An 18,359-nucleotide genomic window follows, 5' to 3' on the forward strand; every position below is an offset into this window, starting at 1 on the left:
GCCGCCGCCCTGGGGGACGCCAGCGGGCCCACGGCGGAGGCGGGCGCGCTCGGCGCGACGACGGTCGCCTTGCCCTTGCGGGGCGCCGCTGCCCGCACGTCGGACCGGTCGACGGACAGAACGTCGAGCGGGGTGGCCTCGCGCATCCGCTGCGGAGTCCAGAAGGCGAGGGCGCGTTCCCGCGCCGAGGGGGACACCGCTCCGGGTGCGGGCGCGGCGCTCGCCGGTGTGGCGGTGACGCCGGTCGCCAGCAGCGCGGCGACGCCGGCGATCGCACCGAGGACGGTGCGGCGAACGCGGACGCCGCCGGACGGGCGGAGGCTACGGGGGCTGCCTATCACGCGGTCTCCTTCTGCTGTGGGGGCCGGGTGATGGTGCCCATCCACCCGGTCAGGCAGGGGTGTCACTGCGCGCAGTCAGGGGGCAGCGTGCCACCGGGAGACCAATTTGGACAGGTGCATGTCACAAAGATGACCGAAACGCCACCCACTCTCTTCGGCGGACACGAGAAAACCCGGCCTCCACGGGGTGGAGGCCGGGTCCGGGAAGCCGGGGCCGGGGGGTCAGATGGTGGGGCCGGCGCTGCCACCCGGCTGGATGCGTCCGCGCCAGGCGCCGGACTCGGCTCCGCGCTCCTCGATGTACTGCTTGAACCGCTTCATGTCGCCCTTGACGCGCCGGTCGATCGTTCCGAGCATGTCAGCGGCCTTCTCGGCGGCTCCGCTGGTCTCGATGTCCATCACGAGCTCCACCCGGGTGTGGGTGTCGTCCACACGCTCGAAGCGGACCGAGCCCTTCTGGTTGGTGTCCCCGCCCGTCGTGCGCCAGGTGACGCGCTCGTCGGGCAGCTGGTCGACGATCTCGGTGTCGAACTCGCGCCGTACGCCGCCGATCTTGGTGGTCCAGTGGTTGTGGCGGTCGTCCAGTTGCCTGACCTCCTCGACGCCCTCCATGAAGTTCGGGAACTCCTCGAACTGGGTCCACTGGTTGTAAGCGGTGTGCAGGGGGACGTCGACTTCCACGGTTTCCTTGACGGTGCTCATCCTCACGTCTCCGTTTCCCTGATCGACTGCTGGAGGCCCATCGGCCCTCACAGGTCCGGGCCCGGGGCGACGGGTACCCGGGATCTTCCGGTTGCCACACGGATCGGGGCGGGCGGATCAGACGGCGGGCACCGTCGCCCCGGCCGTCTGCGAACGGAAGCCGTGGCCGACCTCGGGGGCGAGGCCGTGGTAGTGGCGGAAGTTGTAGATGAGCGGGCTCCAGACGGCCGGGTCGATGTGGTGCGTGCCGGGTACGACGACGCGTTCTGCGGCATGGACGCGCAGGACCTCGCACTCGACGCTGAGGAAGAGCCCCCCGCCACCCGGTGTCAGCACGCTGACCCGCGCCTCCAACTGCAGGGAACACTCGGCGACGCGCGGCGGCCCGACCAGGTCGGAGGCGGCGGGAGTCAGCCCGGCGGCGGCGAACTTGTCCCGCTCGGACCGGTACAAACCCCGCTTCGCCTCCGGTACCGGGCCGGCGCCGGTGAGCGGTGCGAGACGCTCCACGTGCTCCCAGAGCTCGGGGGACGCGACGTTGATCACGAGCTCCTGGCGTTCGGCGAGGTTGCGCGCGGTCTGGCTCTCGCTGCCCAGGCCCAGGACGATGTGCTGTCCGAGGGCCCACGCGGAGGAGATCGGGGCGAGGTTGTGGGTACCGTCGGCGTTCTCGGTGGTCAGCAGCACCACGGGCGTGCCGAAGTAGAGAACGCTCGGCCGGATCACTCGGTGAGTGTCGATCTTCATGGTCCAGGACGCTACGGGCGGGACGTTTCGGGCCCCGCCGAAGCATGACCGGACCAGGATCCCGCGACCGCAGGTCCGCCGGCAGGCCGGCCGCTCAGAACCTCTGCTGCTGCTGCGGCTGCCCGTACGGCCGGCCACCGGGGCCGTCGCCCGCGCCCTGGGCCTGCAACTGCTCCGCCTGCTCCTTGGTGATCTTCTGTTCCGCGCCGCAGAAGGTGCACTGCGTCAGGTACTTCGTCGAGATCGGGAACAGCGGCACGAAGAAGAGCGTGAACTTCGTGACGCGCTTCCTGAGCGTGTGGGCGGCGGGGTTGCCGCACTGGCCGCACACCAGCGTCAGTATCGCCAGCTGGTACAGGTAACCCTTGGTGCCGAAGATGATCACGTGACGTCCTTCCCGGTCGGATCTTCACCCAGTGTCCTGTATCGCGGGGGTCAGGACGAGCCGGTACCCGCCGGCGCCCGGACCGCCCCGAGGCGGTCCGGGCCGTGCCGTGCCGGTGTTCAGTCCGACAGCGCCGCCAGCACCACGGTCTTGGCCTCCTCCTGGACCCGGCCGAGGTGGTCGGGGCCGAGGAACGACTCGGCATAGATCTTGTACACGTCCTCGGTGCCCGAGGGGCGGGCCGCGAACCAGGCGTTGTCCGTGGTCACCTTGATGCCGCCGATGGCCGCGCCGTTTCCGGGGGCCTCGGTGAGCACGGCGGTGACCGCGTCACCGGCCAGGGTGTCCGCCGTGACCTGTGCCGGGGAGAGCTTGGCGAGGAGAGCCTTCTCCTCACGGGTCGCCGGGGCGTCGATCCGGGCGTAGGCCGGTGCGCCGAAGCGGTCGGTCAGGCCGGCGTAGTGCTCCGACGGGGTCCTGCCGGTGACCGCCGTGATCTCGGAGGCGAGCAGCGCCAGGATGATGCCGTCCTTGTCGGTGGTCCACACGGAGCCGTCCCGGCGCAGGAAGGACGCCCCGGCCGACTCCTCCCCGCCGAAGCCGATGCTGCCCTCGACCAGCCCGTCCACGAACCACTTGAACCCGACGGGCACTTCGACCAGTTCGCGGCCGAGGTCGGCGGCGACCCGGTCGATCATGGCGGAGGACACCAGGGTCTTGCCGACGCCGGTGGCGGCCGGCCAGCTGTCGCGGTGGGCGTAGAGGTAGGAGATGGCCACGGCGAGATAGTGGTTGGGGTTCATCAGGCCCGCGTCCGGCGTGACGATGCCGTGCCGGTCGGCGTCGGCGTCGTTGCCGGTGGAGATCTGGAACCGGTCGCGCTGCTCGATGAGCGAGGCCATCGCGTACGGCGACGAGCAGTCCATACGGATCTTGCCGTCCCAGTCCAGCGTCATGAACCGCCAGGTGGGATCGGTGTGCGGGTTGACCACGGTGAGGTCGATGCCGTGCTGTTCGGCGATACGGCCCCAGTAGGCGACGGACGCCCCGCCCAGGGGGTCCGCTCCGATGCGCACCCCGGCCGAGCGGATCGCGTCCAGGTCGAGCACGCTCGGCAGGTCGGCGACGTAGGTGCCGAGGAAGTCGTAGCGGCCGGTGGTGGGGGCGGCGAGGGCCCGGGCGTAGGGGACGCGCCGTACGTCCTTCAGACCGGCCCGGATGATCTCGTTCGCGCGGTCCTGGATCCAGGACGTCGCGCCGGAGGCGGCCGGGCCCCCGCTGGGCGGGTTGTACTTGAATCCTCCGTCGGCCGGCGGGTTGTGGGACGGGGTGACCACGACGCCGTCCGCGAGCCCCGTGGTGCGGCCCCGGTTGTGGGTGAGGATGGCGTGCGAGACGGCCGGGGTCGGTGTGTAGCCGTCCGCCTCGTCGATCAGCACCGTCACCTCGTTGGCGGCGAACACCTCCAGCGCGGTGACCCGCGCGGGCTCCGACAGGGCGTGGGTGTCGGCGCCGAGGAACAGCGGGCCGTCGACGCCCTGGTCGGCGCGGTACTCGCAGATGGCCTGACTGGTCGCGGCGATGTGGTCGTCGTTGAACGCGCCGGCCAGTGACGAACCGCGGTGTCCGGAGGTCCCGAACGTGACGCGCTGCCCCGGGTCGTCCAGGTCGGGGTGGAGCGCGTAGTACGCGGTGACCAGACGGGCTACATCGACGAGATCTTCGTGACCGGCCGGACTGCCCGCTCGCTCGTGCTGCATGGGCCCGCTCCTCCGCATGGGTTGATCCTTCGCTTTCGGTCTCATCCTTCCTCGTCAACGCCGTGCAGCGCGAGAGGGGCACCATGTCGGGGGCCGGATGTGCGCCAAGCCACGCGGCGGGCGGGTTGCGACGCCGGTGTCCACAAGGAGGCGGCGCCGCGTACCACCGGGACGTCCGGTGATGCGCCGCGCCGCCTGCCGACCCTGCGGGCGCCGTGTCGGCGCCCTTCGAGAGGGTCAGATCCGCCCGCCGGTCATCCGGGTGAGGGGACCGTACGCGTGGCGCTCCGCTCGGCGTCCCACCGCGTACGAGGCGGCGCTCAGGGCGGTCAGGCCGGCCCCGACGCCCGCGGCGACGAGCTTGCGGTGGGCGATGACCGTCCAGGCCGTCTTGGCCGTGGCCGCGACATGGCCCGAGGCCGTGACCACCGCCTGGCGGCCCGCCTCGACGCCCTTGGCCGCGGTCTGTACGGCCGCCGACGTCGCCTCGGCGGAGCGTTCGGCGCCGGACTTGACCGCTGACGCCGCGTCATCGGCCTTGGCCGACGCACGCTTCGCCGCCTGGGACGTCGACGTGCTCGCCTTGTCCGCGGTGCGGCTGGCCTTGGACTGGGTCGTCTGTATGGTTGCCGGCTTCTGATTCGTGCGCTTGTTCTCTTCCGTCATGGACACCGACTTGCCTCTGACTCCGGCGGCAAACACGTTCAGTCGCGCACCATCCGGCGGGTACAGGGCTGAGCACCTCGCCCGAGGGGTAGGCGAACCCCAGCAGGACGACGTCAGAACACGAGAGAAGGTGCGGCATGGCCGGCATTGTGAATCGCATCAAGCAGTTCGCCCGTAGCCCGCAGGGACAGCGGGTCGTCGCGGAGGCACGGCGCGCCGCCGCCGACCCGCGCAAGCGGGCCCAGGCGCAGCGCCTGCTGGGCAAGCTCCGCGGCCGCCACTGACCGGTACACCGCGCCCAGCGCATCCCCGGCTCCAACTCCGCACGCGCCCAGGTGTGTTCATGACCGGCATGGGCACTTGGGTCGCACCACACCGGAGAGGAGCTGGTTCGATGAACAGGGCGGGCAACGGCAGGAAGGTCTGTGCCTTAGGCGTCGCCGGGATGCTGGCGGGAACGGTACTGGCCGGCTGCGGCGACGACGACGGAAGCGGAGCCTCACAGCGGGGCGGCACACAGGAGCAGGGCACCCACGCGGTGCGCTCGGCCTACGACAGGACGGCCGAGGAGGACACCGCCAAAGTTAAACTGCGGGTGCAGACCTCGGCCCAGGGCCGCTCGGAGACCGCGAACGGGCAGGGTGCCGTGGACCTGGAGGACGGCGACAGCGTTCTGACGCTCGCGGTGCGGGGGCAGCGGATCGAGCAGCGTGTGATCGATCAGGTGCTGTACCAGAAGATGCCGAAGGGGCAGGCCCCGGGCGGCAAGCCGTGGATCAAGATCGACCTGGGGAAGGTCGCCGCGGAGCGGGGTGCGGGCGATCAGTCCCTGGGCGATCCGGCACGGTCCGCCGCGTACGCCAAGGCGATCACCGACAAGGACGTGGCGAAGAAGGGCACGGCCACGATCGACGGCGTACGAACCACGCACTACCGCGTCTTTGTGGATGTCGCCGAACTGCCCGACGGCGACACCCTGAGGAAGCAGGTCGGCCCGGCCCTGCCGATGGACGTGTGGCTCGATGACGAGGGCCGTATGCGCCGTCAGCAGATCGACATGACCGTCAAGGCCGCGCCGGGTTCGACGGAGCGGTCCTCCACCGACGCCTCGTCCTCCCGCGGGAAGGTCACGGTGCGCACCGTCATGGACTTCGCCGACTTCGGCACCGAGGTGGAGGCGGACGCGCCGCCCGCCGGGCAGGTCACCGACATGACCGCTCAGGCGCTGGAGCAGGGCAGGAAGGGCGACGGGCGGAGCTGATCCCGGTTCAGTACGCCGCGCGCCTGTCGCGCAGCCGCCGTACGAGGTCGGCCGCGGCCTCCGGCCAGTCGGGGTGATCGAAGACGAATCCCGCGTCGAGCAGCCTGCCGGGGACGACGCGGCGGCTCTTCAGCAGCAGTTCGGTGTCCGAGCGCAGGACGAGGGCGCCTGCCTCGGCCATCCAGCGCGTCGCGGGCAGGCCCACCGGGACGCCCCACGCGGTCCGCAGGGCGCGCATGAAGGCGCGGTGCGGCAGGGGCGCGGGAGCGGCGAGATTGACGGCGCCCTCGATGTCCTCGCGCGCGAAGAGGAACTCGACGGCGCGGACGAAGTCGCGCTCGTGGATCCACGACACGTACTGTGCGCCGCCGGCGACCGGGCCGCCGAGGCCGAGCCGGGACAGGCGCAGCAGGACGTCCAGGACACCACCGCGGTCCGGGCTCATCACCATGGCGGCGCGCAGGGCCACTTTCCGGGTGTGCGGGGTGTCGGCCGCCTCCAGTTCCCGCTCCCAGGCCTTGGCGATGTCGACGCTGTAGGACCAATAGCCGGGGACGCCGGGTTCGGATCCGCCGAGCACGCCTGTGACCTCGTCGTTGGGGGCGTCGAAGCGGTGGGCGTAGACGGTCGCGGTGCTCATCTGGAGCCAGACCCGGGGCGGCCGGGCGGCTGTCGCGATCGCCTCGCCCACGACCCGGGCGGAAAGGACCCGCGAGTCCATCATCTCCCTGAGGTTGGCCGGGGTGTAGCGGCAGTTCACACTGCGACCCGCCAGGTTGACCACGAGGTCGCTGCCGTCGATCTCCGACGCCCAGGGGCCGAGGGTCACGCCGTCCCAGTGCACTTCTCCCTTCCGGCGCGGGCGCCTGCTGAGCACCACGACGTCGTGCCCGGCCGCCCCCAGGGCGCGCTTCAGGACCGTGCCGACCTGGACGGTCCCGCCCGGTATCACGATCTTCATACGGTCTCCCCCGTCGGTGTGTGACCGCGACCCTAGCCCATGTTTGAACGCGTTCAAAACCTTGGGGAGGCCACGCCGGGAGGCGCTTAACCGGGGCAGATGTGTCATCGGGCAAGATGGGGCCCATGAGCGTAGTCAAGATCAACGTGCTGACCGTGCCCGCCGAGCAGCGGGAGGTTCTGGAGAAGCGGTTCGCCTCCCGCGCGCACACCGTGGAGGGCTCCGACGGCTTCGAGTGGTTCGAGCTGCTCCGCCCCGTCGAGGGCACCGACACCTACCTCGTCTACACCCGGTGGCGTGACGAGGAGTCGTTCAAGGCCTGGATGGAGGGGCCGATGAAGGCCGCGCACCAGGGCGGCGGCGAGGGCGGCGAGCGGCCGAGGCCCGCCGCGAGCGACTCCACCCTCTGGTCCTTCGAGGTCGTGCAGCAGGCGGGTCCGAAGGGCGCCTAGGTCGTGTCCGCGAAGTCCCGTCGTCCGCCCGGAGGGCGGGCCCCGCGGCGTCATGGGGGCACCCCCTGCTCGAGCGAAGCCGAGAGCTTGGGGGAGCGTGCCAGGCGTCGCGGGGCAGGCGGGACCTTGCGGACACGTAGGGCCTGCCGGACGCCGCGGAGCAGGCGGGGATCCGCCGGACAGGCCCTGGCCCGCGGCGGCGCACGCAAGAGGTCCCCCGTGCCCGAGCGGCACAGGGGACCTTCGCACGACGCCGGGCCCGCCCTCAGGTGCGCCAGGTGCGTGAGGGCGCCGCGGTACGGCCGACCGCGGCCGCCAGCTTGCGGAGCCTGCGCCAGTCCAGACGCGGCGGTGCCTCGGGGACGCCGGGGCGTTCGCGGGGCACCCGGACGCGCAGGGCCCGGCGTGCGATGCGGCAGTGGACGGGAGCGGGCAGGGTGAGCGCCTCGCCGTCCAGGCCGACCTCCAGGTTCGCCTCGTCGCCCTGGACGACGACGTGCTGGGCGGTGAGGACCGTGAGCCCCTCCGGGCGCGGGGACAGCAGGAGTTCGGCCGCTTCCACCGCGCTGTCCACGCGGACGGCGAGCACGCCCAGCTTCCCGGAGTTGAGCCGCTCGCGCCGGCCGAAGCCGAACGGGTCGTCCATGCGGTACGGGTTGTTGCTCACCAGGATGGCCTGCGGATCGGCGACGGTGGTGCCGTCGGCGCTGGCCGTCAGACGCGGGCCGCTCTGCCGGGTGAGCAGTTCGGGCAGCCGCTCCAGCGCCGCTCCCACCTTGTCCTCGCGATAGCCGGGGCTCTGGACGACGGCCCCGTACACGCCGAACGACGCGTTGTTGACGAACGGCCGGTCGTCGGCGAACCCGAGGTCCACACGGAGTTCGACCCCGTCGGTGAGGGCGTCGAGACAGGTGGACGGGTTGTCGCGGTCGAGGCCCAGGTCCATGGCGAAGTGGTTGCGCGTGCCGGCCGAGATGACGAGGAACGGAAGGCCGTGTTCCACCGCGACGGCGGCCACCAGGGCCTGTGTGCCGTCGCCGCCCGCGACGCCCAGCAGGTCGGCTCCGTCGGCCACGGCGGCTCTGGCCAGCTCGGTGACGTCCTGGTGCTGGTCCGGGTCGAGCAGGACGACCTGGGCGCCCAGCGCCTCGGCCTTCTCCTTGAGGGAGAACTTCTCGACCTTGCCGCCGCCGGAGCGCGGGTTGAGCAGCAGGAAGGGGCGCTGCGGCGGCGGGGTGCGGTACTCCTTGACCCGGACCGGCCGCAGGCCCGTGCTGCGCAGCGCGTAGCGGCCGCTCCAGACCGCGAGGCACCACAGCAGCAGGGACGCGAAGACGACCCACAGCAGATTGGCGGTCGCGAAGAGGGTGATGACGGCGACGGGCGTGGCGGCGGCCAGCGTTGCCGCAGCCACGCGTACCGGCCCCCGGCGGGACTTGTGTACTCCACCAGAGCGCGGCCGCGGTCAGGGCGAGACCCGCGATGCCCGCCGCCAGCAGCAGCAGTCCTTTCAGACCGCCGGCGACGAGGGGCAGCAGAGCCGCCAGGGCGACCGCCGCCAGGGCTCCCCTGGCCGCCCATCTCTGGCGGTGGTGATACCGCTCGCTCATCGCCGATGCCATCTCGTCCTCCGCTCGAAGACCGGTGCGGGCGCCCCCTCGGAGACCGCGCCCGGCCATGCAACATGGTGCCCGCCGACGGAACCGCTCGGCCACTGCCGTCCCTGACGGCTCCTCGCCGGCGGGCACGTCGGGCGTGAAGGTCCCCGGGGCGGAGCCACTCGTAGCGTACGCGGCCCCTCCAGCAGGGTTTCGCGCACCGGGGCGCGACGGCGCACGCCCGCACCATCACCGGATCCAGCGCATCTCGACTCCCTTGACCTGCTCAGTCTCGTGACGCAACTCGGATATTCGCCTCGCGTCCACCGGCAGTACCCTGTAGGCTCCCGTGCTGATCATCGGCCTACATGACCACAGGCCGACACGACCGACAGGGGGGCTCCGTGCGGGCCATGGGTACCGTGTCCACCGCGCTCGTATGCCTGCTCGCGGGCACCGCCCTCACCGGGTGCGGCGGCGACAGCGAGGAGAAGTCCGCCGGTGCCCTCCTCGACGAGGCCAACGCGACGATGCGCAAGCTCGGCTCCGTCACCGTCGACATCACCAACCGCACGACCCGCGGATCCGTCACCAGCCACCTCGTGACCGACCTCGGCAGCCGGTGCCGGTCCAGGACCACGTGGTCGGCGGGTGGCACCCTGGAGCAGATACGGCTGGGCGGGACCGACTACGTCCGGCCAAACCGGGCCTACCTGCAGAAGTGGAAGAAGTACCCGGGCGTCACCGGCGAGCAGAGGCTGTGGGTGAAGACACCGGTGGACCAGGCCGGTTCGGGCGATGGCCTCACCTCCTGCGAACGGCCCTTCGACTCGTTCGGCACGGCGAAGAAGGGCGGCTCCGCCCGCGTCGGGGACACCGAAGCGCTCCGGCTGATCGTGACCGACAAGGCGGACAAGGCCGGGACGTACACCTTCTACGTGGCGGCCGAAGGCAAGCCGTACCTCCTCAAGACGGTCTACAAGAGCGCCGCGCAGCAGACCACCACCGCGTTCAGCGGCTTCGACGCACCTCTCGGCGTCCAGGCGCCGAAGGCGGACGAGGTACTGAGCGTGCCCGGCGGCAGCCGCTGAACCGGCCCCGGGAGGGGCAGCGCTTTCCGTTGGAATCCGGTAAGAACCGGCCCAGCGGGGCGAATCGGCCCACGAGGGCTTGACGGGGGCGCGACGCGCTCGGCCTACTGGAAGACGCGGCCGGCCGAGTCGGGGGGGCCGGTCCCGGTGCCGGCTCTCCCGGGCCGCATCACTCCGCCGTCCCCGCCGAGACACAGGTCAGGGGTCCGATGGTGCGGCGAGGATGGGCAGCGGTGGTGGGCCTGGTGGCCTGCCTGCTCTTGCTGCCTCTCGTCGTCCCGGGGCCCGAACACGGCGGGCGGGCGGCGCAGACCGCGGTGACGGCGGCCGTCGACCGGGACGTGGTGGAGACCCCCACGGCCTCCAGTGCCGCGAGTGCCGGAGGTGACGCGGCCGGGGAGCCCTGCCCGTGCGGCAAGGAGCCGTCGGTCCGGCGACCGGTGGCACGGACGCCACGGGCCGCGACAGCGGCCGGGGCGAGCGTCGTGGAGACGGCCACGCCCGGCGTGGACCGGGGTGGTACGGACATCGGCGCGGCGAGAACGAGCGGACGTACCGGGGCGGTCGCGTCCGTCCCGAACGCCGTCGAACTGCAGACGTTCCGCTGCTGAGTGACGGCAGTACCGACAGGGGCCTGCGCCGTGCGGCCCGGGTACTGCCTGGTGCCGGTACGCCGTGATGTGCAGGCCTTCGTGTGTCCCCATGCCGATGACACAGGAGGCAGAGTTGCCTGGAAAGCGCGTTCTCGTTCTGCGGCCGGACGAACTCGGCCCGAGCGACCGGAAGATGTGGCGGGAGATCCGGACGGAGTCCCGGGCCCCGTCGAATCCCTTTCTCGACCCGGTGTTCACCGCGGCCGTCGGTCAGGTCAGGCCGTCGGCGAGGGTGGCGGTGCTCCAGGACGACGGCACCCCGGTCGGGTTCTTCCCGTACGAGAGAGGGCCTTTGGGGCAGGGCCGGGCCATCGGACTCGGAGTGTCCGACAGTCAGGGGGCCGTGTTACGTCCCGGAATCCGGCTCGACGCCCGCGGGTTGCTGCGCGCCTGCGCGTTGTCGTCCTGGGAGTTCGACAACCTCGAAACCGGCCAGGGGGTGTTCGCGCCCCACGCGGTCGAGGAGCTCGCCTCCCCCGTCGTCGACCTCGGTGAGGGGTTCGAGCGGTACACGGAGCGGCTGCGCGCGAGGTCGGCGAGCTTCCTCGGACAGACCAGGGCCAAGGAGCGCAAGCTGGCCCGGCAGGCCGGCGAGGTGCGATTCGTGTACGACGCCCGGGACCCGGAGGCACTGCGGGCCTTGATGGGGTGGAAGTCGGCCCAGTACCGGCGGACCGGCCGGCGCGACCGGTTCGCACAGGAGTGGATCGTCCGGCTGGTGGGGCTGCTCGGCGAGAGCGAGGAACCGGAGTGCCGAGGCGTGCTGTCCGTGCTGTACGCCGAAGACCGGCCGGTGGCCGCGCACTTCGGGCTGCGCTCGCGCACCGTGCTGTCCTGGTGGTTCCCGGCGTACGACCGCACCTACGCCAGGTACTCCCCCGGCCTCGTGCTGCAGCTGAGGATGCTGGAGGCCGCGGCCGCCGACGGCGTCGAGACAGTCGATCTGGGGAGCGGCCCCGCCCGCTACAAGGAGTCGCTCAAGACCCGTGACGTGCCGGTGTACGAGGGCGTGGTGGTACGGCCCGTGCCGGGCGGGGCCGCTCACTGGCTGGGCCGGGAACCGGCACGGGCCGCCCGCCGCTACGTACGCAACCGGCCGCTCCTGGCCCGCGCGGCGGCACGGGCACTGGCGGAGGCGGGGCGGCTGCGCGACCGGTGAGGACGGGGCGGTGTCACACGGTTCGCCCCGAACCGACCGGTGTCACACGGGGCGCCCGGCTCCTGGGACCCGGGCGCGCCCGCTCACCCGGTGGCCGTCCAGCTGTGGGCGACGTCCACGATGACGCGTCCGTCCAGTTGCAGGACCCGGAACGGCAGCCGGGCGCGGACACCGAGCCCGATCTGGGTCTCGCCCTCGAAGCTGCCGGCGAAGCGGGTGTCCCGGAAGGTCCGGTAGCCGGCGAGGTTCACGCCCGGCAGCGGGCGCCCGGCCCGCGCCGGGTACGTGGCGGCTCCGGTCTCCGGGTCGTAGGCGGGCGCGGCCACCCGCACCTCGAGGACGGCCCCGCCGGCCACCGGGATGTGCCGGCCCGAGCCGTCCTGGTGGAGCTGGTCGACGTAGCGGACCGAGTAGCCGACGTCCCTGCCCGCGCCGGGCAGGTGGATGACCATCCGGTCGAAACAGTCGTGCCGGCCGGTCCGGATGTCCCTGACCGGCGTGAGCGTGGCGCTGGTGTCGGTCTTGGCGACGCTCCCCCAGCCGGTCGGGCACGCCGTGGCCGCCGCGGACCGGGCGGCGACCGGTGCGGCACCGGCCGGGACCGCTGCCGCGCCCACCGTGACGCCCACGAGCGCGAGAGTCGCGCATGCCGTTCTGATTCGTACCATTATCGCCCCCGAGGCTCGTATGTTGCTGGTATGAGGTGAGACGGTCGGCTGGACCGAAAGGTTGCGCTGACCGCGCCGGACCGCCGCCCATGGCACATCCTGGTGGGGAGCGATGGAGTCCGGTGCGTCCGTACCGGGAGGACGCGAGATGGATGAGGCAACCGCCGTACCGGACGGGCCGCGGTCACCCGGTGGCCGGAGCCGGCGCGGTGGCGAGCGCCGGTCCCGCACCGGGGACACCGGCCGGTTCGAGGACGCCCTGTCCGCTCCGCTGATCGAGGCCGTCAGGGACCTGGGCGGATACGGCGGCCTGGTCTACCTGCGCTCCCGCGACCTCCGTTCGCTCGTACTCGCGATGGTGACCGGAGTGCCCCGGTCGCTGCTCCGGGCCTGGTGGCGGGTGCCGATCAGCGGTGCCCTGCCCATGGCGGAGGCCTACCGGCGCGACGAGACCCTGTGGCTGACGGACGAGCGCGCCACCATGGTGCGCTTCCCGCACTTCACCGCCGGGCTGCCGTACTCCTTCGGCTCCGCGCACCAGCCCGTCCGGTCCGGTGGCGAGGCCGTGGGCGTCCTGGTCGTGCTGCGCTCGGCCGCCCGGACGCCGATGGAGGCGGAGGCCGTCGATCTCGCGCTGCGCCCCGCCGAACGGCACATGGAAGAGCGCCTCGGCCGCCTCGCCGCCGACCGGTCCGGCCCGGAGAACGCCGCGTACCGGATCGAGTACGACGACGAACCGGTCAGCGTGCGGCTGCCCACACCCTCCGTCACCCCCGTCCGGGTCGGGCTCATCGACTGGGACCTGGACAGCGGCCGGTGCACACCGGACGACGAGGCCCTCGCCCTCCTCGGCATCGACCGGGTGGGCTTCGGCGGCGGGATGGCGGACATCGAGGCCCGTGTCAGCCCCGACGACCTGCACGAGCTGCGGGCCGCCCGGCACGACGCGATCACCCGGGGCCGGGTCAGGTCCCGGCGCTTCCGGGTGCGGGACGAGTCCGGACACGGCCGGGAGAGCGGCTACCGGCCCGTCGAGCTGTGGGGCCACCTCTCCCACGGCGGAGCCGGGTCCGCGCGGGTCCTGGTGGCGGCGCTCGTCGACGCGGCCGGCGGACTCACCGCGGCGGAGGCCGCCGAGCGGCTGCCCGACGGGCTGTTCTCCCTGGACCAGGACGGCCGCCTGACGTACGCCAACCGCCGCTGCGAGGAACTGCTGGGCTCCGGCCGGGAGGAGCTGCTGGGCCGCTATCCGTGGGAGGTGATCACCTGGCTGCGGGATCCGGCGTACGAGGACCGCTACCGGGCGGCGATGCTGTCGCAGGAGCAGGTGTCCTTCCTCGTGCGGCATCCCGCCGGGAACTGGCTGAGCTTCGTGCTCTACCCAGACGTGCACGGACTGACGGGCCGGGTCCATCCGACCGTCCCGCCCTACGGGGCCGACGCGGGCGGGCCGGGGCCGGGGGGCACGGCCACGGTGCGGCCACCCAAACCGGTCGCCACGGCCCGGGCCGGGGCGCTCTACCACGTGGTGCAGATGGCGAGCGTGCTGACCGAGGCGGTCACCGTGCGCGACGTGTGCCTGGCCGTGTCCGAGCAGCTGCTGCCGGCGTTCGGGGCCACGGAGCTCGCCCTGTACACGGTCCGGGAGGGCCGGATGTTCCTGCTGTGGGAGTCGGGCTACCCGGAGGGGTTCCTCACCCAGTTCGAGGGCGTCACCCTCGACACACAGTTGCCCGGCGTCCACGCGCTGACGACGCGGCTGCCCCTCTTCTTCGAGTCGCCGGAGGACCTCTCGATCGCCTACCCGGGCATCGCCATGGACCGCATGAACGCCTGGTCGTTCCTGCCGCTGATCGCCTCCGGTCATCCCATCGGCTCGTGCATCCTGGGCTGGGACGTCCCGCACCGCTTCACCGCCGACGAGCGCTCCGCCCTCACCGCGCTGAGCGGGCTGGCCGCGCAGGCCATGGAGCGGGCGCGGCTCTACGACTCGGAGTCCGCCGTGGCCCGCGGCCTCCAGGAGGGACTGCTGCCGCACCGGCTGCCCGCGGTCGAGGGGCTGCGCACCACCGGCCGCTATCTGCCGGGCACACGGGGGATGGCCATCGGCGGCGACTGGTACGACGTGATCACCACGGGCCGCGGAGTGGCGCTGGTGATCGGGGACGTCGAGGGCCACAGTGTCGGCGCCGCCGCGGTGATGGGGCAGTTGCGCAGTGCCGTGCACGCCTTCGCCGCGAGCGAGAGCCCGCCGCAGGAGGTCATCACGCGCACCAACCGGCTGCTGGCCGAGCTGGAGGCGGACGTCTTCGCCACCTGCTGCTACATCGAACTCGACCCGCGTACGGGGCATGCCCTCGCCGTGCGGGCTGGGCATCCCCCTCCGCTGCTGCGCCGTCCCGACGGGCACGCCGAGACGCTGGACCTCGCGGGCGGGGTCATGCTGGGAGTGCAGCCGGACGCGGTGTACCCCGTCACCGCGCTCACCCTGGATCCCGGCAGCGTGCTCGCCCTGTACACCGACGGGCTCGTGGAGCAGCCCGGCAGCGACATCGAGACGGGCATCGAGGAGATCCGCCGCCGTCTGGCCGACACCCCGGCCGACTCGGTGGAGCATCTCGCCGACCGGCTGGTGCGGACGGCGCAGCGGGCGAGGGAGCGGCCGGACGACGTGGCGCTGCTGCTGACGGCCTACCGGTAGGGACGAGGCGTAGTCCCGGGCGATCGACGGGGGGCGTGGATGGCGGGGTACCGTGGGCGGGACGGGCGAGCGAGGCGGTGGTGACGTTGGACTGGCAGCGGTACGCCGAGCAGATGGCGCTGCTCGCCCGGGACCTGCTGGCCCAGGATTCCGTGCAGGCGACGCTGGACGAGATCGCGGCCTCGGCGGTGAAGCTGGTCGAGGGCTGTGACGCGGCGGGGGTCCTGACGGTGTCCAAGGGCCGTGCCGTGACACTGTCCGTGTGCGGCGACATGGTCGAGGAGTCCGACCGATTGCAGGGCGAGCTGGGCGAGGGACCGTGCTTCGACGCCGCGCGCCGGGTGGACGGTGAGCGGCTGTTCCGCATCGCCGACATGACCGAGCCGCAGCCGTCCTGGCCGCGGTTCTCCCGGGCGGCCCGCGACCTCGGGATCGGCAGCATGACCGGCGTACTGCTGTACACCGCCGAGGAGGACTTCGGCGCGCTGAACCTCTACTCGCGCCGTCCCGGGGCCTTCGGCAAGGACATCGAGGCGGCGGGCTGGCTGCTCGCCTCCCATGCCGCCGTCGCGCTGGCCACCGCCCGCACCGTCGACCAGCTGGAGCACGCCCTGGAGACCCGGCACGCCGTCGGCGAGGCCATGGGGATCCTCATGGAACGTCACCGGCTGAGCGAGGACGAGGCCTTCGACGTGCTGCGGCGCATCTCCCAGCACCACAACATCAAGCTGCGCGACGTGGCCCGGCACGTCCGCGCCGACCACCCCGAACAGGCCTGACGTCACGCGGTGCCGTCGGCGCGCAGGAGGAGCACGGCGATGTCGTCGGTGTGCCGTCCGGTGGGCGCCGTGTGCCGGACGAGCCTGTTGATGAGCCGTTCCAGGTCCTGGCCGTCGCCGGCGTCCAGGTGCCCGGCGAGGTCGGACGTGGTCCGGGTGGCGTCGGTACCGGGGAGCTCGACCAGCCCGTCGGTGTACAGGGCGAGGGTGGCGCCGGGGAGCAGGGGCGCGCTGGTGACGGGGTAGTGGACAGCGGTGTCGATGCCCAGCAGCGGGCCGGGCTCGACGTCGAGGACGCCGGCGGGGCGGCCGGCGGGGCGCAGCAGCGGAGGCACGTGTCCGGCGCTGGCGAAGGCAGCCTCCCGGCGGGCCAGGTCGAGATGGACGTAGAGGCAGGAGACGAGCAGTTCCGAGTCGAGGTCGCCCAGCAGCCGGTTGGTGCGGGCGAGAACCTGGTCGGGTGCGGCGCCCGCGGTGGCGTGGGCGTGGATGGCGGTGCGGACCTGGCCCATCAGTGCCGCGGCGGCGATGCTGTGTCCCTCCACGTCGCCGATGACGGCGGCCGCGGTCGTGCGGCCCAGGCGCAGGAGGTCGAAGAAGTCGCCGCCGACCTCGAGCCCGTGGCCTGCGGGCAGATAGCGGGCGGCGACCTGGAGGCCGGGGAGCCGGGGCAGGGCCCGGGGCAGCAGGGCGCGCTGGAGTTCGCGGACGAGACGGTGCTGGGCGTCGTAGAGCCGGGCGCGGTCGAGGGCCTGGGCGATCAGGCCGGACAGTGAGGTCAGGACGGCGCGTTCGTCGGCGGTGAAGGTGTGCGGGTGGTCGTAGGACAGGATGCAGCAGCCGACGGGCCGGCCCGAGATGGTCAGCGGGAGGAACGCCCAGGCCTGTTTGCCGCTGATCCGAGGCGCCCTTGGGTAGGTGCCGGCCAGCTCTGCCGGGTCGGCGAAGAAGGCGGGGGTGCCGCTGGCCAGGACCTGGCCGGCGGGGGTGAGGTCGGTGTCCAGGGACAGGGCGTCCAGTCGTTTCCATGACGTCGTCCGGGTAGCCGTGGTATCCGGTGATCTTCAGACGGCCGGCGTCGGCCGCGGAGAGCACCACGCCCTGGGCGCGGAAGGCGGGCAGGATCTGGTGGGCGAGCAGTGCCACGAGGTCGTGCACGGTCACCGTTTCGGTGAGGGCGGCGGCCAGGTGCACCAGTTGGTAGAGGCGCCCCGTCGGCGCCGCCGCGGCACGTGCGGGGGCGGGCGGTGGCGGGCCCTCGGTCTGTTCCGCGGTCGGGACGACTCGGACGCTGATGCCGCTCGTGTCGGGGTGGAGCTGGAAGGTCAGCCAGTGGTCCGGCGGGCGGAGCGCGGTGAAGGACACGGGCGCCCGGCTGAGGACCGCCGTGCGGTAGTGGTCCTCGTAGACGGGGTCGTCCAGCCAGGACAGGGACTGCCAGGGCCGCGTGCCGAGCAACCGGTCGGCATGGCATCCCAGGAGGCGGGCCGCGGTGGCGGTCACGAAGGTGATGCGGCCCTCCAGGTCCAGGGCCAGGGCGCCTTCGGGAAGGCGTTCGAGGTAGTCGGCGGCGGCCAGGCCGGTCTGCACGGGGTGGTGCGCGGCCTCGACGGGGACGACGCGTGGCTGGTCGGGCAGGGTGGGCGGCCGGGTGGCGTCGTCCAGCAGGCGTGCCATACGGCGGGCGCTGGAGACGAGATGGCCACGTTCGCGGGGTGTGACCTCGTGTGGACGCGCCGCGGGCCACATCAGCACGATGCCGCCCCAGCGGCGCCGCACACCGGTCAGCGGGACCGCGGCCAGGGCGAACGGGTAGGGCAGGACGGCGGCGGCCCGCGGGTAGCGGCGAGCCATCTCGTCCTGGCTGCCGATGGACACGAGTGTGTCGTCGTGGATGGCATCGGTGACCGGGACGGGCGCGGTGAGCGGCAGGCGCTGCCACGGGGCACTGAAAGCCACCGGCAGACCGCACAGCGCCACCAGGCGCAGCACGGGCTCCGTCTCCTCGATCAGGTACAGGCCGCCGATGGAGGCGCCGGAACCGCGCACGGTGTCGGCCAGGGCCACCCCCAGGGCGTCGTCCAGCGACCCGGCGCCCCTGGGCGGCTCGTTGCCTCCGGACATGCTGGCCTCCCGCTCTTACCCGGACGCTACGCCCAGCGGGGCGCGAGGGCATGTCGTCGGTACGCGTGTGTGGCGGGGCCGGCGCGACCTGCCGGCAGAATCGAAGGCCTGAGCGGCGATCGGGGGGCCGGCCTTGCGGACTCTGACAGCGCGCGATCCCCTGGCCGTCGCCGTCACCGCGGCGATCCGACGCGGCGACCTCCCCGGGCTCCGGCAGCTGCTCTCCGGCCATCCGGTCGTGCGGTGGCTGCGCGGCCGGGGAGCGAGGAGCGGGTCATAGCGGCGGCTCGCCACGGGCCCCCGCGAAGCTC

General features: G+C 72.7%; 16 protein-coding genes and 2 pseudogenes. 8 read left to right on the forward strand and 10 right to left on the reverse strand.

The genetic code is table 11. The features are described 5' to 3' along the window. The 6 genes and pseudogenes from SSQG_RS00910 to SSQG_RS00935 form a co-directional block, all read right to left on the reverse strand. Positions 1–341, reverse strand: a pseudogene (locus tag SSQG_RS00910) (peptidase); the annotation flags it as partial. Positions 342–563: 222 nt separating this feature from the next. Next, positions 564–1,043, reverse strand: a complete 480-nt coding sequence (locus tag SSQG_RS00915) for an SRPBCC family protein (RefSeq protein WP_003987759.1) — start codon at positions 1,041–1,043, stop codon at positions 564–566. Between the two features lie 117 nt (positions 1,044–1,160). After that, positions 1,161–1,790: a flavin reductase family protein gene (locus SSQG_RS00920; RefSeq protein ID WP_003987760.1), complete on the reverse strand. Its 630-nt coding sequence runs from the start codon at positions 1,788–1,790 to the stop codon at positions 1,161–1,163. Between the two features lie 94 nt (positions 1,791–1,884). Then, positions 1,885–2,175, reverse strand: a complete 291-nt coding sequence (locus tag SSQG_RS00925) for a zinc-ribbon domain-containing protein (RefSeq protein ID WP_003987761.1) — start codon at positions 2,173–2,175, stop codon at positions 1,885–1,887. Positions 2,176–2,294: 119 nt separating this feature from the next. After that, positions 2,295–3,935: a phosphoglucomutase (alpha-D-glucose-1,6-bisphosphate-dependent) gene (gene pgm / locus SSQG_RS00930; RefSeq protein ID WP_003987762.1), complete on the reverse strand. Its 1,641-nt coding sequence runs from the start codon at positions 3,933–3,935 to the stop codon at positions 2,295–2,297. Between the two features lie 237 nt (positions 3,936–4,172). Continuing rightward, positions 4,173–4,601 (reverse strand): hypothetical protein, encoded by a 429-nt coding sequence (locus SSQG_RS00935; protein WP_086025056.1) that lies wholly within the window; start codon positions 4,599–4,601, stop codon positions 4,173–4,175. A 137-nt stretch (positions 4,602–4,738) separates the two neighbouring features. Between SSQG_RS00935 and SSQG_RS41665 the strand changes: the two genes are divergently transcribed. Both SSQG_RS41665 and SSQG_RS00940 read left to right on the forward strand, forming a co-directional pair. Then, the gene (locus SSQG_RS41665; protein ID WP_167545770.1) at positions 4,739–4,885 is read left to right on the forward strand and encodes a hypothetical protein; all 147 of its coding nucleotides are present in this window, start codon (positions 4,739–4,741) and stop codon (positions 4,883–4,885) included. A 110-nt stretch (positions 4,886–4,995) separates the two neighbouring features. After that, positions 4,996–5,862 carry a hypothetical protein gene (locus SSQG_RS00940; protein WP_003987764.1) on the forward strand — a complete coding sequence of 289 codons (867 nt, stop codon included), beginning with the start codon at positions 4,996–4,998 and terminating at the stop codon, positions 5,860–5,862. A gap of 7 nt (positions 5,863–5,869) precedes the next feature. On the opposite strand, the gene SSQG_RS00945 is transcribed toward SSQG_RS00940, so the two are convergent. Continuing rightward, positions 5,870–6,823 carry a DUF1731 domain-containing protein gene (locus SSQG_RS00945; RefSeq protein WP_003987765.1) on the reverse strand — a complete coding sequence of 318 codons (954 nt, stop codon included), beginning with the start codon at positions 6,821–6,823 and terminating at the stop codon, positions 5,870–5,872. A 125-nt stretch (positions 6,824–6,948) separates the two neighbouring features. Between SSQG_RS00945 and SSQG_RS00950 the strand changes: the two genes are divergently transcribed. Further along, entirely contained in the window at positions 6,949–7,275 is a 327-nt protein-coding gene (locus SSQG_RS00950; RefSeq protein WP_003987766.1) for an antibiotic biosynthesis monooxygenase family protein, read from the forward strand. Between the two features lie 265 nt (positions 7,276–7,540). On the opposite strand, the gene SSQG_RS00955 is transcribed toward SSQG_RS00950, so the two are convergent. Beyond that, positions 7,541–8,689, reverse strand: a complete 1,149-nt coding sequence (locus SSQG_RS00955; protein ID WP_003987767.1) for a diacylglycerol/lipid kinase family protein — start codon at positions 8,687–8,689, stop codon at positions 7,541–7,543. 597 nt (positions 8,690–9,286) lie between these two features. Here SSQG_RS00955 and SSQG_RS00960 point away from each other — a divergent pair. From SSQG_RS00960 to SSQG_RS00970, 3 genes are all read left to right on the forward strand, one after another. Continuing rightward, positions 9,287–9,964 (forward strand): hypothetical protein, encoded by a 678-nt coding sequence (locus tag SSQG_RS00960; RefSeq protein WP_039931719.1) that lies wholly within the window; start codon positions 9,287–9,289, stop codon positions 9,962–9,964. A gap of 233 nt (positions 9,965–10,197) precedes the next feature. Then, positions 10,198–10,575 (forward strand): hypothetical protein, encoded by a 378-nt coding sequence (locus tag SSQG_RS00965; RefSeq protein ID WP_003987769.1) that lies wholly within the window; start codon positions 10,198–10,200, stop codon positions 10,573–10,575. Between the two features lie 97 nt (positions 10,576–10,672). After that, entirely contained in the window at positions 10,673–11,776 is a 1,104-nt protein-coding gene (locus SSQG_RS00970) for a GNAT family N-acetyltransferase (protein ID WP_003987770.1), read from the forward strand. Positions 11,777–11,859: 83 nt separating this feature from the next. On the opposite strand, the gene SSQG_RS00975 is transcribed toward SSQG_RS00970, so the two are convergent. After that, complete coding sequence (locus SSQG_RS00975; protein WP_039931720.1) at positions 11,860–12,444, reverse strand: AMIN-like domain-containing (lipo)protein; 585 nt, start codon at positions 12,442–12,444, stop codon at positions 11,860–11,862. Between the two features lie 148 nt (positions 12,445–12,592). Here SSQG_RS00975 and SSQG_RS00980 point away from each other — a divergent pair, with 148 nt between their 5' ends. Both SSQG_RS00980 and SSQG_RS00985 read left to right on the forward strand, forming a co-directional pair. Beyond that, positions 12,593–15,145, forward strand: coding sequence for a SpoIIE family protein phosphatase (locus tag SSQG_RS00980; RefSeq protein WP_039931721.1), 2,553 nt, complete (start codon positions 12,593–12,595; stop codon positions 15,143–15,145). A gap of 86 nt (positions 15,146–15,231) precedes the next feature. Further along, on the forward strand, positions 15,232–15,924 hold the full coding sequence (locus SSQG_RS00985) for a GAF and ANTAR domain-containing protein (RefSeq protein WP_039934592.1): 693 nt from the start codon (positions 15,232–15,234) through the stop codon (positions 15,922–15,924). Between the two features lie 2 nt (positions 15,925–15,926). Here SSQG_RS00985 and SSQG_RS00990 read toward each other — a convergent pair. Further along, positions 15,927–18,048, reverse strand: a pseudogene (locus tag SSQG_RS00990) (SpoIIE family protein phosphatase). Positions 18,049–18,359 lie beyond the last annotated feature (311 nt).

It is taken from the genome of Streptomyces viridochromogenes DSM 40736 (assembly GCF_000158955.1).
GTDB classification, from domain to species: Bacteria; Actinomycetota; Actinomycetes; order Streptomycetales; family Streptomycetaceae; genus Streptomyces; species Streptomyces venetus.

What these genes read in the sequence shown, in the direction of transcription:
- SSQG_RS00915 (WP_003987759.1), bottom strand. Translation starts at nt 1,043, where the DNA reads ATGAGCACCGTCAAGGAAACCGTGGAAGTCGACGTCCCCCTGCACACC.
- SSQG_RS00920 (WP_003987760.1), bottom strand. Translation starts at nt 1,790, where the DNA reads ATGAAGATCGACACTCACCGAGTGATCCGGCCGAGCGTTCTCTACTTC.
- pgm (WP_003987762.1), bottom strand. Translation starts at nt 3,935, where the DNA reads ATGCAGCACGAGCGAGCGGGCAGTCCGGCCGGTCACGAAGATCTCGTC.
- SSQG_RS00935 (WP_086025056.1), bottom strand. Translation starts at nt 4,601, where the DNA reads ATGACGGAAGAGAACAAGCGCACGAATCAGAAGCCGGCAACCATACAG.
- SSQG_RS41665 (WP_167545770.1), top strand. Translation starts at nt 4,739, where the DNA reads ATGGCCGGCATTGTGAATCGCATCAAGCAGTTCGCCCGTAGCCCGCAG.
- SSQG_RS00940 (WP_003987764.1), top strand. Translation starts at nt 4,996, where the DNA reads ATGAACAGGGCGGGCAACGGCAGGAAGGTCTGTGCCTTAGGCGTCGCC.
- SSQG_RS00945 (WP_003987765.1), bottom strand. Translation starts at nt 6,823, where the DNA reads ATGAAGATCGTGATACCGGGCGGGACCGTCCAGGTCGGCACGGTCCTG.
- SSQG_RS00950 (WP_003987766.1), top strand. Translation starts at nt 6,949, where the DNA reads ATGAGCGTAGTCAAGATCAACGTGCTGACCGTGCCCGCCGAGCAGCGG.
- SSQG_RS00960 (WP_039931719.1), top strand. Translation starts at nt 9,287, where the DNA reads ATGGGTACCGTGTCCACCGCGCTCGTATGCCTGCTCGCGGGCACCGCC.
- SSQG_RS00970 (WP_003987770.1), top strand. Translation starts at nt 10,673, where the DNA reads ATGACACAGGAGGCAGAGTTGCCTGGAAAGCGCGTTCTCGTTCTGCGG.
- SSQG_RS00975 (WP_039931720.1), bottom strand. Translation starts at nt 12,444, where the DNA reads ATGGTACGAATCAGAACGGCATGCGCGACTCTCGCGCTCGTGGGCGTC.
- SSQG_RS00980 (WP_039931721.1), top strand. Translation starts at nt 12,593, where the DNA reads ATGGATGAGGCAACCGCCGTACCGGACGGGCCGCGGTCACCCGGTGGC.